This window comes from Quadrisphaera sp. RL12-1S, from assembly GCF_014270065.1.
Classification (GTDB): domain Bacteria; phylum Actinomycetota; class Actinomycetes; order Actinomycetales; family Quadrisphaeraceae; genus Quadrisphaera.
The window spans coordinates 1-14,543 of the sequence record NZ_JACNME010000021.1; the positions used below are offsets into that span (position 1 = coordinate 1).

The 14,543-nt window shown below is 73.9% G+C and carries 13 protein-coding genes; 3 read left to right on the forward strand and 10 right to left on the reverse strand.

Going from position 1 to position 14,543, the window contains the following annotated elements:
- The 5 genes from H7K62_RS24425 to H7K62_RS21125 all read right to left on the reverse strand — a co-directional run.
- Positions 1-359: AbrB/MazE/SpoVT family DNA-binding domain-containing protein (locus H7K62_RS24425; protein WP_222438016.1), on the reverse strand; the 359-nt coding region annotated here is incomplete at its 3' end.
- Positions 360-1,038: 679 nt separating this feature from the next.
- Positions 1,039-1,722, reverse strand: coding sequence for an alpha/beta hydrolase (locus H7K62_RS21110; RefSeq protein ID WP_186722486.1), 684 nt, complete (start codon positions 1,720-1,722; stop codon positions 1,039-1,041).
- Entirely contained in the window at positions 1,719-2,147 is a 429-nt protein-coding gene (locus H7K62_RS21115; RefSeq protein WP_186722487.1) for a VOC family protein, read from the reverse strand. Before H7K62_RS21115 ends, H7K62_RS21110 begins: the two co-directional genes overlap by 4 nt.
- A gap of 118 nt (positions 2,148-2,265) precedes the next feature.
- On the reverse strand, positions 2,266-3,093 hold the full coding sequence (locus H7K62_RS21120) for a sugar nucleotide-binding protein (protein WP_186722488.1): 828 nt from the start codon (positions 3,091-3,093) through the stop codon (positions 2,266-2,268).
- A gap of 186 nt (positions 3,094-3,279) precedes the next feature.
- Positions 3,280-3,798, reverse strand: coding sequence for a flavoprotein (locus H7K62_RS21125; protein WP_186722489.1), 519 nt, complete (start codon positions 3,796-3,798; stop codon positions 3,280-3,282).
- On the opposite strand from H7K62_RS21125, the gene H7K62_RS21130 reads away from it, so the two are divergent.
- Positions 3,797-4,288, forward strand: coding sequence for a VOC family protein (locus H7K62_RS21130; protein ID WP_222438010.1), 492 nt, complete (start codon positions 3,797-3,799; stop codon positions 4,286-4,288). The genes H7K62_RS21125 and H7K62_RS21130 overlap by 2 nt on opposite strands.
- Positions 4,289-4,988: 700 nt before the next feature.
- Here H7K62_RS21130 and H7K62_RS21135 read toward each other — a convergent pair.
- From H7K62_RS21135 to H7K62_RS21150, 4 genes are read right to left on the reverse strand one after another with little or no spacing between them, the layout of a single operon-like run.
- On the reverse strand, positions 4,989-7,031 hold the full coding sequence (locus H7K62_RS21135; protein WP_186722490.1) for a thioredoxin-like domain-containing protein: 2,043 nt from the start codon (positions 7,029-7,031) through the stop codon (positions 4,989-4,991).
- Positions 7,032-7,059: 28 nt separating this feature from the next.
- On the reverse strand, positions 7,060-8,124 hold the full coding sequence (locus tag H7K62_RS21140) for a Gfo/Idh/MocA family protein (RefSeq protein WP_186722491.1): 1,065 nt from the start codon (positions 8,122-8,124) through the stop codon (positions 7,060-7,062).
- Complete coding sequence (locus H7K62_RS21145) at positions 8,121-10,253, reverse strand: S9 family peptidase (RefSeq protein WP_186722492.1); 2,133 nt, start codon at positions 10,251-10,253, stop codon at positions 8,121-8,123. The genes H7K62_RS21140 and H7K62_RS21145 overlap by 4 nt, the downstream gene beginning before the upstream one ends.
- The gene (locus H7K62_RS21150) at positions 10,250-12,289 is read right to left on the reverse strand and encodes a cytochrome c oxidase assembly protein (protein ID WP_186722494.1); all 2,040 of its coding nucleotides are present in this window, start codon (positions 12,287-12,289) and stop codon (positions 10,250-10,252) included. Before H7K62_RS21150 ends, H7K62_RS21145 begins: the two co-directional genes overlap by 4 nt.
- Before the next feature lie 97 nt (positions 12,290-12,386).
- Between H7K62_RS21150 and H7K62_RS21155 the strand changes: the two genes are divergently transcribed.
- Entirely contained in the window at positions 12,387-13,202 is an 816-nt protein-coding gene (locus H7K62_RS21155) for a hypothetical protein (RefSeq protein ID WP_186722496.1), read from the forward strand.
- Positions 13,203-13,215: 13 nt separating this feature from the next.
- On the opposite strand, the gene H7K62_RS21160 is transcribed toward H7K62_RS21155, so the two are convergent.
- Complete coding sequence (locus tag H7K62_RS21160) at positions 13,216-14,022, reverse strand: nitrilase-related carbon-nitrogen hydrolase (protein ID WP_186722539.1); 807 nt, start codon at positions 14,020-14,022, stop codon at positions 13,216-13,218.
- 43 nt (positions 14,023-14,065) lie between these two features.
- On the opposite strand from H7K62_RS21160, the gene aroQ reads away from it, so the two are divergent.
- Positions 14,066-14,509, forward strand: coding sequence for a type II 3-dehydroquinate dehydratase (aroQ, locus tag H7K62_RS21165; protein WP_186722498.1), 444 nt, complete (start codon positions 14,066-14,068; stop codon positions 14,507-14,509).
- The last annotated feature ends 34 nt before the right edge of the window (positions 14,510-14,543 follow it).

Consider the following 14,543-nt stretch of genomic DNA (forward strand, 5'->3'; position numbering starts at 1 on the left):
TGCAGGTGCAGTCTGTCTCCAGCGCTGAGTCCCAGGGCAGAGCGGACCTCAGCGGGGATGACGAGCCGGCCCTGCTGGCCGAGCACGAGCGTGGCATCCATGCGTTCATGGTGGCACGAACTGTTCTGTCGTGTCATGAGTCTTTCATCTCGCTGACCACCGTGCACCGGACGCCGTGAGGCCTCCGGGTCTCTTCTCTGGCCGACGCCGCGAAGCGTCGCAGAGGGGATCGCTGACCGGACGTCGCGACAGGCCGCAGGGGCCCAACTCCATGGGCCGCGGGCTTCAGAGCCGGGTGCGCCCGGCGCAGAAGTCAGGTGATCAGCCGGGGTGACCCGCGAGGACGTGGAGGACCTCATCGATAGCGGTGGGTACCGTCGCCAGCTGCAAGGTGGCGCCGGCGGCCGTCGTCACCTCCAGCAGGCGGGCCCCTGGGGTCACGGACCAGGCTGAGCGCCACCCGCTGCGCTGGACGGTGCCCTCCGCGACGGCCGCGATGTCGACCTCTACCGGTGCCATAGGGAAGATGCGCATCCCCCAGCGGAAGGGGCGCAGTGTGATGCGGCCTGGTTCCAGTGCAGCTCTGCCGTGGCGCCAGCGGCGACTCAGCCCAGGCTGATCGCCGCTCAAGATCCGTAGGCCGGCGTCGAGGTGCCATCGCTGGGGGTGCTGGTCCTCGGGTGCCTTGCTGGGTCCGCCGACGCGTCGTCGCACCCACGCTGACAGGACGGCTCCGAGGAGCACCGCTGCTGCGATGAGCAGCACCAGGGCGCCCCAGTCCTCACTCACGGGAGAGGTGCTGCGAGGTGGTGTGTGTCGGCGGAGTCATGGCCGCACTTTGGAGGTGTCCGCCGTCGGGCGACAACAGGAGCACGCGCAAGCGAGCGAGCGGTGATGAGCTCGTTGGGCTGTCGCAGAAGAGGACCGGTGACTGGACGCCTCGGCGCGGGTCGCGACGCAGTGCTGCCGCAGGCCGCCGTCCGTCGCGGATGGGACCCCCGACTGGTCAGCGGCACGCTGACCAGTCGTGAACGGGTATTAGCTGGCACCCAGTCCAGGTCCCTCCAGAACCTCGTTGATCAGGCAGGCGACGAGATCGGGTCGGCTCAGGAAGGGCGAGTGGCTGGTAGACCACTCCACGCTGCGCGTGCACCGCTGCGCCATCAACCGCTGCACATCCGGATCCAGCACGCGGTCGTGAGCGCAGACGACGTACGTCGAGGACGTCGAACGCCACGCAGCGCGCTCGGGCACACCGCGTCCGTGCCCACCAGCCTGAGGACGCAGCAGACTCCCCGCCCTAGCCGCGACCTGCGGTGAGCAGTCGGCGTACAGGGCTTCCGCCGCGCGACCGTGAGCGATCTCGCTGGTGCCGTCGGAGCAACGCACGACAGCCGCGTCAGCCCATGGAGCTGGGCCGCCCAAGCTCGCGGCGCTCTCGCCGGCGTCGGGAACGAAAGCCGCGAGGTAAACCAGGTGTGCGACACCTGACAGGCCAGTGATGACAGACCCGCCGTAGGAGTGGCCGAGCATCACCGGCGGCGCGCCGGCAACCTTCGCCGTCGCCTCGACGACTGCCTGGACGGCGGCAGCATCAGCGGCCAGAGAACCGCGGTGCAGCTCGGGAACGACGACGCCGATGCCTCTCTCGCGCAAGGCAGCGGCCAGGAGGTCGAAGTGAGCCGGTACGTGCCACAGGCCGTGGACGAGGATGACACTCACGCTGGTGTCGATGCACCGTCTGGTGCTCGGGGCTCCGGGGCGGGGCCGCGAGGTGGGCGTCCGAAGACGATGCAGAAGGGGTGCCCGGCAGGGTCCAGAAAGGTCCGGAAGGTCCCGTGGATGGCTTCCGCAGCGCTCGGGCGACGTTTGGCTCCCAGGGCCAGCAGTGCTGCCTCGGCGATGTCGGGGTCTGAGACGCGGATGTCCACGTGCATCTGCTGCGGCTGCCCCGGCTGCGGCCAGGTGGGCGGTGAGTAGTCGTGGACGCGTTGGAAGGCCAGGTCGCGTCGGTCGGGGCCGAGACCGATCACCGTCCAGTCCTCGAGGTTCTGGTTGATCTGCATGCCCAGCACGGCGCAGTAGAACGCTGCCAGGGCCTGGGGGTCTGGGCAGTCGATCACGGTTTTCTCCAGATGGCCGATCACCTGACGAGCATGCCCCCGGCGGTCTCCTCTTCCCCGGGGAGGAGGAGACAGGCCCTCCTCGGCCGCGCGCACCACCGCTGCCCGGTCAGCGTCCCGGCTGACCGTCGCTACCTGAGCATCACGACTGAGCGGCCAAGAACGTGCGCGCACCCCGCACTCGGCTCCTCAGCCCCGACAAGGTCGCCCTGCAGTCGAGACGCACGTCGAGCGGCTCGGCCGGGCCCAGGTCACTGCGATGCGCCCGCGGGATCTTCTCTGGGTCGAGACCGTCACGGACAGCGATGAGACGACCAAGCTCGTACCGGCTCACAGCGTCAGGGCCCGCCACGTGGTGAACCCCAGACCGATCCGAGGCTGCGAGCTCGAGCAGCGCCGAGGCCAGGTCGTCCACGTGGACCGGACAGCGGATGTCATCGACGAACAGCGCACCGCCCGCTCCCGCCGCTGCGGACGCCGCCCGCTGCTCGTGAGCGGAAGCACCGGTATCGGTGATGATCAAAGAGGTGCGGACGACCACAGCGCTTGGCGCTAGTTCCTGCACCGCGACCTCTGCTGCAACCTTGGCTGCTCCGTAGCGGGTGACTGGGTCCGGTGCCGCGGTCTCGGTGTAAGGGGAACCTCTCCCGGAGAAGACAGCGTCGGAGGAGACGAACACCAGCCGCGCCCCCACTGCCCCCGCGGCCTTCGCGATGTTGGCCGGCCCCTCGGCCGTGGTCGCCCAGTCGTCCTGGCGGTAGGCAGCATCGATGACGACGTCTGGTCGAGTCTGGGCGAGCAGGGCGCGGACCATCCCGGGGTCGCGTACGTCCAGCTGGAGCCATTCGGCGCCGGTGCTCTGGGGCGGTGTGGTCCAGTACGTGCCCGTCACGCGTGCCCCGTTCAGCTGGGCCTGGCGCAGCACCTGTCCTCCGAGCAGGCCGCTGGCCCCGAGCACGAGCAGGTTCATCTGCGCACGCTAGGGCCGCCACTGGTATCGCGGTGCTCTCTAGCCGTGTCGACCGCCCACGGTCACAAGCCGTCTCACGGGGGACCGCTCACCGCGCCCAGTCGGGGGGTTCGCGAGCACCGGCAGCCGGTGCCGCCATCCGTCGCAGCAGGGATCGGTGTACGTGTAGCGGAGGGCGCCCATCGACTACGCCAGCGCGCATTCGGAGATGACCGCCTCCCACCAAGCACCGAAGTCTTCTATCGACTCGTTGCCGGTCTCTGGCCACAGCAGGTGAACCCCGTAGGAGACAAGCCGGCGTCGACTCTCAGGCGCTACCGGATGGTCCATCAAGGCGCTGTTCATCGAAGGAGCCACTACCACCCGCTGCCCAGCCCCGATCGCCTCGGCGGCGACGGCGGTCACCAGTGTGTCCGCGACCCCGCTGGCCAGCTTGTTCAGCGTGTTGAAGGTCGCCGGGGCCACGCAGACCGTGCAACTGCCCGCTGGCAGCGGCTCACCGTCGTTCACCAACGGCCTTCCGGTCACTCCCTCGACGGCCTTCCGGTCGAGCCACGACAGGGCATCCCCCGAAGCGCCCACCCAGATGTCGGCTCCGAGGTCACGGGCCAGGTGCAGTCCGGTCTGTAGCGACCTCAAGGGACGGGCAGCGCTGATCAAGAGCATCAACCTCGCCGCGGCCGCCGCACCATCCGAAGCCTTCATGAACAACTACGGTGTCATGTCGAGCTGCACAGACTCCACCCGTCAACGCGCGACGAAGGTGATCGACGAGGGCAGCGGTGCGCTTCGGTCGGAAGTACCCTGCCGGGCCATGCACCGCAGCCGCTTCTCGACAATCTTGATCGACGCCCCGAAACAGGAGGCGGCCGCCAGCACCTCCTTCTGGTCAGCCGCGTTGGGCGCGCCGACCAGCCAACCGCCTGGCGAACCGCAGTACTCGACCCTGCATGGCGCCGCCCCTGGCCTAGTGGTGGCGGTCCAGGTGGTTGAAGATTCAGCTCGCTACCACGTCGACATCGAGACCGATGACGTGGCTGCGGAGGTGGAGCGGTTGGTGGGGCTGGGGGCGACGCCACTGTCTACATGGCAGGGGTGCCACACCCTCAAGGCTCCTGGCGGCCATCTGCTCTGCGTCATCCCCATACACAGCGACCCAGACAAGTTCGCCGCCTCGGCGAACACCTGGGCCTAGGGCGCGTGCTCTCCACTGGCATCAGGATCGTGGCGTGAACTTCGGCCGTCTCTAATGAGGACGGTGCTCCGGTCGGCGTCTCGCTGACGACCGCTCACCGGACGGTCGTCGGGCCTTCTCGACCGTCCTCATCACGCCGAGTGCTCGAGTCTCACATGGCCTGTGCGGTGGTCCGTCTCCTTCTGGTGCGGCGAACGAGACGGGTCCCGGTGCCTTGCCCAGTCCCTTGCTGAGACTCCCCTGGAGCGGGCCAGGGACTGACCCGGTACCTGGACCCCTTCCCCGCTGTGGTGGCCGCCGCCTCCACTGCGAGAGTCTCCCTCCTGGTGAGGACGCGCCGGGGGCTCCAGGGGCACCTCCGAGATGCTGCCGCGACCAGCTCGTCGGCCAGGTTCGTGGACAGGCCGCCTCGCCCCGCAAGTCCCCGGGCCGACCCCCCGTGGTGGCGTCGCCGTGGCCGCAGTCGCTGATGAGCGTCTGCGGCCACGTGACGCGGACACCGAGAACCAGGTCTCGATCAGCGCATGCTCCATCCACTCGGCCGTCACCCACTCAGCAGCTGGGCGGTGACCCCGCCGCTCAGGTGGTCGAGGAGCTCGACGATCGGGGCGCAGCCACGACGAGATGGTCGAGGCCGATCGCGGCTCGTCTCCCGGGTGTCGCTCTGGTCGAACCCGGCGGGCCGTTGCGGCGGCAGCGTTCAGGCGCCGCGCAGGTCGAGGGCCAGCTCCGACGGACCGGAGGAGTCGAGGACCACGGGAATGCCCCAGTCCTGCTGGTACAGGTGGCACGCGGCGAACTCCGGCACCTCCCCGGTGACCGGGTCGCCGTCGCACGCGGCGGCCTGCACCGACACGTGCAGCACGCCCGTCGCGCCCTGCTCCAGGGCGGAGGCGTCGATGACGAGGCCCCGGGTGAGTCCCTCGGCGTCTCCGGCACCCGCGCTGAGCAGGCCCTCCGGCGACGACGACACCACCAGCCGCGTCGGGTCTCCCCAGCGGTGGTCGAGCTTCTGCCCGGTCGGCGGGGTGAACGCCACGCGCAGCGCCACGGGTCCCGGCGCCAGCGGCGTCGGCGGGCGCTTGACGCGCTGCGCCTCCCCGGCCAGCTTCGACGCCGCCGCCGGCACCTGCAGCCGGGTGAGGCGCGAGGCTGCGCTCTCGACGACGACGAAGGTCGCCGCCCGCCCGGCGTCGTCCAGCTCCACGGCCACGGCGGTCGGCTCGGCGAGGTCGCGGGCGAGCGTGGTCACCTCGCCCGCGTCGCCGCCGAGGGGGTCGTAGCGGCGCAGCGCGCCGTTGTAGGTGTCGGCCACCACCACCGACCCGTCCGGCAGCAGCGCCATGCCGAGGGGGTGCTGCAGCAGCGCCTGGGCGGCCTCGCCGTCACGCAGGCCGAACTCGAACAGGCCGGTGCCCACCACGGACCCGACCTCGTAGCCGGCACCGGCGACGGGAAGGACGTTGGCCATGCGGTCGTCGTCGACGTCCTTGACAGCCCGGTCAGCAGGAGCGTCGCCCGATCGCTCGAGCCAGCGCAGGGCGGACGTCTCGGCGTCCAGCACCCACAACCTGCTGCCGTCGGCGGAGGTCTCCAGCGCGCCGGTCTGCGCGAACCACGCCTGCTCGGCGGCGCCGTCGCGCAGGCCCTCGGCGGTGGTGCCGGCGAGCACCCGGACCACGCCACCGGTGGCGTCGACGGCGCCGGCCGGACCGGCCGGGGCCGGGTCGAGCGCCCACAGCTGGTGCACGCCGGCCATGGCGATGACCAGCTGGTCGTCGAACCAGGCGGTGTCGAGCGGGGTGGACAGGTCCTGCTCCAGCGCCGGACCGCCGCCCTCGCGGCGGCGCAGCTGGCGCCCGGTGCCCGCCAGCGTCACCAGCGACAGGTCGGCCAGGCGCAGCCCGCGCACGGCGTGGTTGGTGGAGTCGGCCACGGCCACGTCCCACCCGACGCGCGCCGCGACGTCGGGCGGCAGCAGCGTGAGGCCGACCGGCTCGGACAGGCGCGCCTGGTCGGGGCCGCCGTCGACGAGGCCGCGCTCGCCGGTGCCGACGCGAGCGCGCTCGGTGGTGAGGTCGTCGTCGAGGACGACGAGCTGGTGGTGGGCGGTGTCGGACACCAGGTAGCCGCCGCCAGCGCTGTCGGGGAGCGCGAGCAGCGCCGTGGGCAGCGCGAAGGCGCTGTCGGGGGCGGGCGGCGCCACGTAGGGCTGGTCGCCGCGCCGCAGCGTGCCCTTCGCCTCGTGCTCGGCCACCAGCTCGCGCAGCAGCACCCCGAGCCCGTGCGCGTGGCCCTCGCCGCTCATCGACGCGACGACGTAGCCCTCCGGGTCGACCACCGTCAGCGTCGGCCACGCGCGCGCGGCGTAGGCCTGCCAGGTGGTCAGCTGCGGGTCGTCGAGGACGGGGTGGCGCACGTCCCAGCGCAGGACGGCGGCGTCGACGGCCTCGACGGTGCCCTCGTGGGCGAACTTCGGTGAGTGCACCCCGACGACGACGAGGACGTCGGCGAACTCGTGCTCCAGCTCGCGCAGCTCGTCCAGGACGTGCTGGCAGTTGACGCAGCAGCTGGTCCAGAAGTCGAGCAGCACGATGCGGCCGCGCAGGTCGGCCAGGGACAGGTCGGCGCCGCCCGTACCCACCCAGCGGCGGCCCACGAGCTCGGGGGCGCGGACGCGGGTGCGCTTCACCGGGGTGGCCAGCTGCTTCGGAAGTCCATGATCACGGACGGGGGAGGTCATGCGAGGGCTCCAGCGGAGGTGTTCGGGATCAGACGAGGGCGGTGTCGTCGTCGCGGTGGACCGCGCCGAGGGCGTCCAGGGCGGCGTCGAGCACCTCGGCCACGGCGACCGAGTCGGTCATCGGCATGACCGGGCTCTCCACGAGCCCCGCGGCCAGGCACTCGTGCACGTGCTCGACCATGTGGACGTAACCACGGCCCGTGACGGGACGTTCCACCACCTCGGACGGGGCGTCGTCGCGGCCGGCGCCGTCGGCCCACACCTGCAGGCGGGACGGCTTGTGCAGCGGCCCGGCCACCTCGATGCGGCCCGTCGTGCCGGTGATGGTGCCGGCGCCGCCCGCGTGGGCGAGCAGCGTGGAGCCCAGGCGCGCGGTGCGGCCGCCGCCCCAGTCGAGCAGCAGCGAGGCCTCTGCGTCGACGCCGTTCTCGGCGAGCACCCCGACCGCGTGCACGGCCTGAGGGGACCCGCCGAAGACGCCCTGGGCGAAGGACACCGGGTAGACGCCGGTGTCGAGCAGCGTGCCGCCGCCCTGCGCCGGGTCCCACAGGCGGTGGGCCGGGTCGTAGGGCAGCGCGAAGCCGAGGTCGCCGGCCACCGAGCGGACCTCGCCGATCGCGCCGGACGCCAGCAGCTCGCGCAGGCGGACGAGGTTGGGCTGGAAGCGGGCCCACAGCGCCTCCATGACGAAGACGCCGCGCTCGCGCGCCAGCTCCGCCAGGCCGCGGGTGGCCGCCGCGGTGCAGCCGACGGGCTTCTCCACCAGCACGGGCAGCCCCGCCTCGACGCACGCGCGGGCCAGCACCACGTGCTGGGCGTGCGGGGTGGCGATGTAGACCGCGTCGAGCCCGGTCTCGCTCGACCTGTCGGCACCGGCCTCGATGAGCTCGCGGTAGGAGCCGTAGGAGCGGGTGAAGCCGTGCTCGGCCGCGAAGGCCGCCGCCCGGCCCGCGTCGCGGGAGGCGACGGCCGCGAGCTCCGCGCCCGGCACGAGCGCGATGTCACCGCTCACCGTGGCGGCGATGCCGCCGGTGGCGAGCACGCCCCAGCGCACGTTGCTGACCCTCGTCGTCTCGCTCAGCTGGTCGGTCATCCGAGCTCCTCGGGTGGGGTCCACGGCTGACCCAGCACGTGCTGGTCCAGGAAGGCGAGGACGGTGGCGTACCAGAGCCGGGCGTTGCCCGCGCCGAGCACCCAGTGGCCCTCGTCGGGGAAGTACAGGAAGCGGTGAGGTGATGACGGCACGGCCTCGGTGCCGCCCTCCGCAGCCTGCGACCTGCTCAGCAGGTCGTACCAGAGCCGCAGCGCCTCCCCGACCGGCACGCGGTCGTCGTCGTCCCCGTGGATGACGAGGACGGGCGTGGTGATCGCGTCGGCGTGGTCGTGCGGGGAGTTGTCGCGCACCATCTCGGCGGTCATCTCCCGCGCCCACTCGGCGGGGAAGTCGGTGGTGCCGGAGAACTGGTCGAGCGCCCACAGCGAGGCGTGCGTGACGATCGCGCGGAACCTGTCGGTGTGGCCCGCCACCCAGTTGGCCATGTACCCGCCGAAGGAGCCGCCCATGGCGGCGGTGCGGTCGGCGTCGACGTCGTCGCGGGCCACGGCGGCGTCGGTGATGGTCATGAGGTCGGTGTACGGCTCGGCGCCCCAGCGCCCCAGCCCGCGCTTGATGAACTCGAGGCCGTACCCGGTGGACAGGGCGGGGTCGGGCAGGAGCACGGCGTACCCGCGGGCCACGGCGAGCCACGGGTTCCACCGCCAGCTCCACGCGTTCCAGCTGCTCAGCGGGCCGCCGTGGATCCACAGCAGCAGCGGCGCGGGCTGGTCCGGTCCGGCGCCGTGCGGGAGCGCGAGCCACGCGCGCAGCGCGGTGCCGTCCTCGGCGGTGGCGGTGACCTCGGTGAGCGTGCCGGGCAGCTCGGGGCCGGCCGCGTCCCAGGCGCCCAGGGCGTGCGCGGGGGCTGGGAGCACCTCCGGCTCACCGCCGGCGGCGGGGATGCGCACGGGCGTGGGCGGGGCGTCGACGGCGGAGCGCAGGGCGTAGACCCACTGGCCGTCGGGGGAGGCGACGACGTCGGAGTAGGCACCGTCGTCAGGGGTGAGCCGCTGCACCTCGTCGGCGGAGGGCCCGTCGACCTCAAGGCGGAACACCGGGCACCGGCCACCGTCGTCGGCGGTGACCAGCAGGGAGGAGCCGTCGGGGGTCCACGTCAGCGACGCCGGCCAGCGGTCCCACCCGGTGGCGAGCACGAGGCTCTCCCCGGTGGCGGCGTCGACGACGACCACGTCCACGTCCGGGGCCTGCGCCGGCGTGGCCCGGGTGTGCCGGAGCGCCGCCACGCGAGCGCCGGACGGTGCGGCGACCGGCGCGAGGTGCTCGTGGTCGGGGTCGTCCAGAAGCGTGCGGCGCTCTCCCGTCGCGGTGTCGACGGCCACGAGGGCGCTGCGGCGGTCGCCGCGCGCCTCGGAGACGTTCCACTCCGTGACCGCGGTCGTGCCGTCAGCCGTGATCGTCCAGGCCGGGTCGTCCGGAAGGGCGGCACCGACGTGACCGGTGAGGTCGCGCAGCTCGAGGCGGTCCAGCCCGCTGCCGGAGCGCCCTCCCGTGCCGGACAGCGCCTCCGCGGCGTCGCTGCCGGCCACCAGGAGGCGGTGGCGGTCGGGCCCGAGGTCGTGGTCCCAGATCCGGACCGGGAGGGCGTCGTGCAGGACCCCGCTGGTGCGGGAGTCCTTGCGGAGCGCGCGCAGCCGCGCGTCGTCAGCGGCGTCGGTGGCCGACGGCAGCGTGGGGCTGCCGAGCAGCACCGTCCCGGCCTCGCGGGCCACGGTGACGCCGCTGAGACCCCCGGGGCGCACCGCCACCTTCCGCGCCTCGCCGCCTCCCGCCGGCAGGCACCACAGCGCGGCCGGCGCGTCGTCGTCGCCGTCGTCCTTCGCAGCGGCCGGGTCGGGGCGGGCGGAGGTGAAGAGCAGGTCGCCCGCGGGCGTGAAGACCGGGGCGGACTCGCCCTTCGCGCCGCGCGTCAGCCGCCGCGCGGGGCGCTGCCCCGCGGGGTCGACCTCCCAGAGCGCCGTGGTGGACCGGCCGCCGCGCTCGTCGAGCTGGGAGACCGCGGTGACCAGGCGGGTGCCGTCCGGGGAGAGCGCCAGGCCCCCCGTGCGGGGCAGCCGCGTGTACGCGACGAGGTCGGAGAAGGGCGTGCCGTCAGGTGTCCGGCTCATCGCCCCTGCTTACCAGCACCCTGCTGACCGGCGCCCGAGCGGGCGGCCAGCATGGCGTTGTACGCGGCCAGCTCGGCGTCTCCGTCCCGGTCGGCAGCGCGGTCGCGGCGGCGCGTCTCGCGCTCGTCGCTGCGCGACCACTGCACGGCCAGCACGATCGCCAGCACCAGCGTGGGCAGCTCCCCGATGCCCCAGGCGATGGCGCCACCGGTGCGCTGGTCGGCGAGGGCGTCCACGCCGAGGCCGAGGCGGGAGAACCAGTCCGCAGCGAGCAGCTCGTTGCCGCTGGTCAGCGCCACCCCGAAGAACGCGTGGAACGCCATGGTGGCCAGCAGCAGGAGCAGGCGCAGCGGGTACGGCGGGTTCCAGGCGCCCGGGTCCACGCCGATCACCGCGGAGGCGAACAGGTACCCGGTGAGGAGGAAGTGCACCTCCATGAGCTCGTGCCCGAGGTGGGTGGACAGCGCCAACCCGAACAGCGGCGAGAAGTAGAAGACGATGACGCTTCCGGCGAAGAGCACCGCCGCCACCACGGGGTGGGAGACGAAGCGGGCCCAGCGGGAGTGCACCAGCACGAGCAGCCACTCGCGCGGCCCGCGGCTGCCGTCGCGGCGCTTGGGCAGCGTCCGCATCGCCAGGGTGATGGGCGCGCCGGCCACGAGGAGGATCGGCGCCACCATCATGATCGTCATGTGCGCGACCATGTGGGCGCTGAAGAGCAGGTCGATGTAGGCCTGCGGTCCGAACGAGGTGGCCCAGGCGAGGACGACGACGCCGGCGAACCACGACACCGCCCGACCCGCGGGCCAGCGGTCACCGCGGGCGCGCAGGCGGCGCAGGCCAGCCCCGTAGGCGAGCGCCAGGGCCCCGCAGACCACCAGCCACAGCAGGTCCGGAGCAGGCTCGGCCAGCAGCCGCAGCGGCGTGGCCGGCAGGGGCGGGACCACGTCGTTGGTGAGCTGCTCGGCCAGCGAGCGCGGGCCGTCCCCCGCGGTGGCCGGCGGCCCGGTGCGGACCAGGGCCACCGCCACGCCGACTGTCGCGGCCATCACGACCACCTCGCCGGCCACGAGCCGCCAGAACAGCCGCCCGGTCGCAGCGGCGGGGCCGGCGGCGCGCTCGAGGCCGGCGATGGCGCTGCGGCGGTGCACCCAGCCCGCTGCACCGAGGGCCACGGCTGCCGCCGTCTTGACGGCCAGCAGCCCCCCGTACGGGCTGGCGAGACCGGACAGCGAGCCGCCGACCTGCACCCAGCCGTTGGCCACCCCCGAGACCACCACGAGGGCGAAGGACCCCAGGGCCAGGGCGGAGTAGCGCCGTACCACCACGGGCAGCGCCCGGCCGAGGTGGGGACCGGCCACGGCGAGGGCCACCAGGCCCCCCGCCCAGGCACCGACGCCGAGGGCGTGCAGCCACCAGCCGGAGACGGCGGTGTGGTGGCCGCCCTCGGCGCTGGCGTGGCTGCCCAGGGCGATGGGCACGAGGGCTGCGCCGGTGAGGACGGCTGCGACGGCCGCGGACGCGGGGGTGGCCGTGCCCAGCGCCACGAGCGTCCCCGCGAGCACCGCCAGCACGGCGGTGGCGAGCGCGGTGCGCCCCGGGGGGACCTGGGTGAGGAAGAACCCGATCTGGCTGCCCAGGTCGCCGCTGCTGAGCGGGGCGCCCGCGATGTCCGCGTAGGCGAAGACCGGCTGGACCACGGCCGCGAGGACCCACACGACGGCGGCGCCGGACGCCAGCCGGGCGACCGAGCGCCAGGCGGCCGAGCCGGGCACGAGGGCGAAGGCCGCCAGGAGCAGCGACCCCAGCACCACGGAGACCGCCAGGTCACCGGTGGTCCGCAGCGCCGGTAGGCCCCAGCGCACCACCGGCCCGGCATCGCCGAGGACGCCGGGCACCGCCGCGCCGCTGGCGACCATCGAGACGACCAGGGCCACGAGGGCCACGGGCACGCCGAGGACGAGGGCCAGCGCCACGGGGGAGCGCTCGGCCCGCCCGACGTCGCGGACGGCGGTGACGTCCCGCTCGAGAACCACACGTCGAGGGTAAGTCCGCGGGCGCACCACCAGACCACGCTCGCACGAGTTAGGTGAGCCTTGCCTTTGTCACCGGTCCGGGGCCAGACTGCGCCCCGTGACCACCGCCTCCCCCGCCTTCCCCGGTTCCTCCGCCCTGCTGCCCGCAGCCGTGACCGCACGCACCGTCGCGGCGGGCTCCGGCGTCGCCGTCCTCGCCGTCGCCGGGTGGCGCAGCACGGGCGTGCTGCACGGCTGCGACGCCCAGGGCCGCCTCGTGCTGCTCCTCCCGCCGGACGCCGTGCTCCCTGACCTGCCCCCCGCGGGGCCGACGCCCGTCACGAGCGTGCTGGAGGTCGAGCGCTGCGCGGCCCTGCCGGACGCGACCGTGCCGCTGGCCAGCGTCCAGGTCTGGCTCGACCTGGAGGAGGTGCCGGCCGACGAGCGGCCAGCGGCGCTGGAGCTGCTGGCCGGCTGCCACAGCCTGACCGCCGCCCTGCGCAGCTGGCGCGGCCGCCGCCTCCTGCGCGGCACCGTGGAGCACGCCCACTGCCACCGCGCCCCGCGCTGCGAGGAGGTCGACGCCACCGAGTTCGCCGCGGCCGTCCCCGACCCGGTGGCGCCCTGGGAGGCGGACGCCCTCGAGCGCCTGCGGGTCGACCTGCGCGAGGAGCTGCTCGACGGCCTGCGCCGCTGCGGTCCCGCGTCGCGCTCGCGGGTGGTGCTGGACGGCCCCGCCTGGCGCGGCACAGCGGACCTGGCCGACGCGCTGCCCGTGGCCGTCGACGAGCGCGGCGCCAGCGTGCTGGGCGTGCTGTCGGACGGCGACCGGCTGCACCTGCGGCTGCCCTTCACCAGGGCGCCCCGGGACGTCGAGGACGTGGTGGACCTCACGGCCACGGCCCTGCACGAGGCGGTCGCGGCGACGGCCTGACCGCCCGGGCCGCCTACAGGCGGCGGTCGGCGAGCACCGGGAACTGCTCGCGGCAGCGGGCCACCTCGCCGAGGTCGACCTCCACGCGCAGCACCTGCTCGCCGTCGCCGGCCTCAGCCAGGTCGACGCCCCACGGCGAGACGACCGCGCTGTGCCCGGCCATGGGCGTGCGCGCGTGCGTGCCGGCCGTCCCGACCGCCACGAGCACCACCTGGTCCTCGACGGCGCGGGCGCGGGTCAGGAGCCGCCAGTGCGCCAGGCGGGCCGCGGGCCACGCCGCGGGGAGCAGCACCAGCTCGGCGCCGAGGTCCACCTGGCGCCGGAACAGCTCGGGGAAGCGGACGTCGTAGCAGGTGGCGAGGCCGGTCCTGACACTCCCGCCGCCCGGCAGCACCGGCAGGTCGACGACGACGACGTCCTCGCCGGCCTCCATGAGCAGCGGCTCCCCCGCACCGAACCCGAACCGGTGCACCTTGCGGTAGCTCGCCAGCAGCGCCCCGTCGCGGCCCAGCACCACAGAGGTGTTCCACAGGTGGCGCCCCTGCGGTCCGGGCCGCTCGGTGCGCTCCACCAGCGAGCCCCCGTGCACCACGGCGCCGGCGGCTCGTGCCGCGTCGGCCAGGGCCCGCACGGTCGGCCCGTCGAGCGCCTCGGCCCGCTGCTCCCACTCGCGGTAGGAGAAGCCGCCGGGCGCCCACAGCTCGGGCAGCACCACGAGGTCGGCGTCGCGCTGCTCGGCCACCAGCTGCGCCACGCGGTCGACGCGGGCGGCCACGGGCTCGTCGTCGTCGTAGCCGACCTGCAGCACGCTCACCCGCACGGTCCCCTGCTGGCCAGTGGTCACGGCTGGCACCCTAGGCGGCGTGACCGCACCCGTCTTCCTGCTCAACGGCCCCAACCTCGGACGCCTGGGCCTGCGCGAGCCCGACGTGTACGGCGCGACCACGCTGCCCGAGCTCGAGGCGCGCTGCACCGCGGTGGCCGCGGAGCTGGGCCTGGAGCTGACCTGCCGGCAGACCGACACCGAGGGCCAGATGATCGGCTGGGTGCACGAGGCCGCTGACCTCGGCGCGGGCGTGGTGCTCAACCCCGCCGGGTGGACCCACACGTCGGTGGCGCTGCGCGACGCGTGCGCCCAGCTCACCGCCCCGCTGGTGGAGGTGCACCTCACCAACGTGCACGCGCGCGAGCCGTTCCGGGCGCACTCGTACATCTCCCCCGTGGCCGCGGCCGTGGTCGCGGGCATGGGCCCGGAGGGCTACCTGGCGGCGCTGCGCTACCTCGCCGGCCGCCTCAGCACCGACTGAGCACGCCCGGAACCGCGGCCGAGCGCCTGGCTGC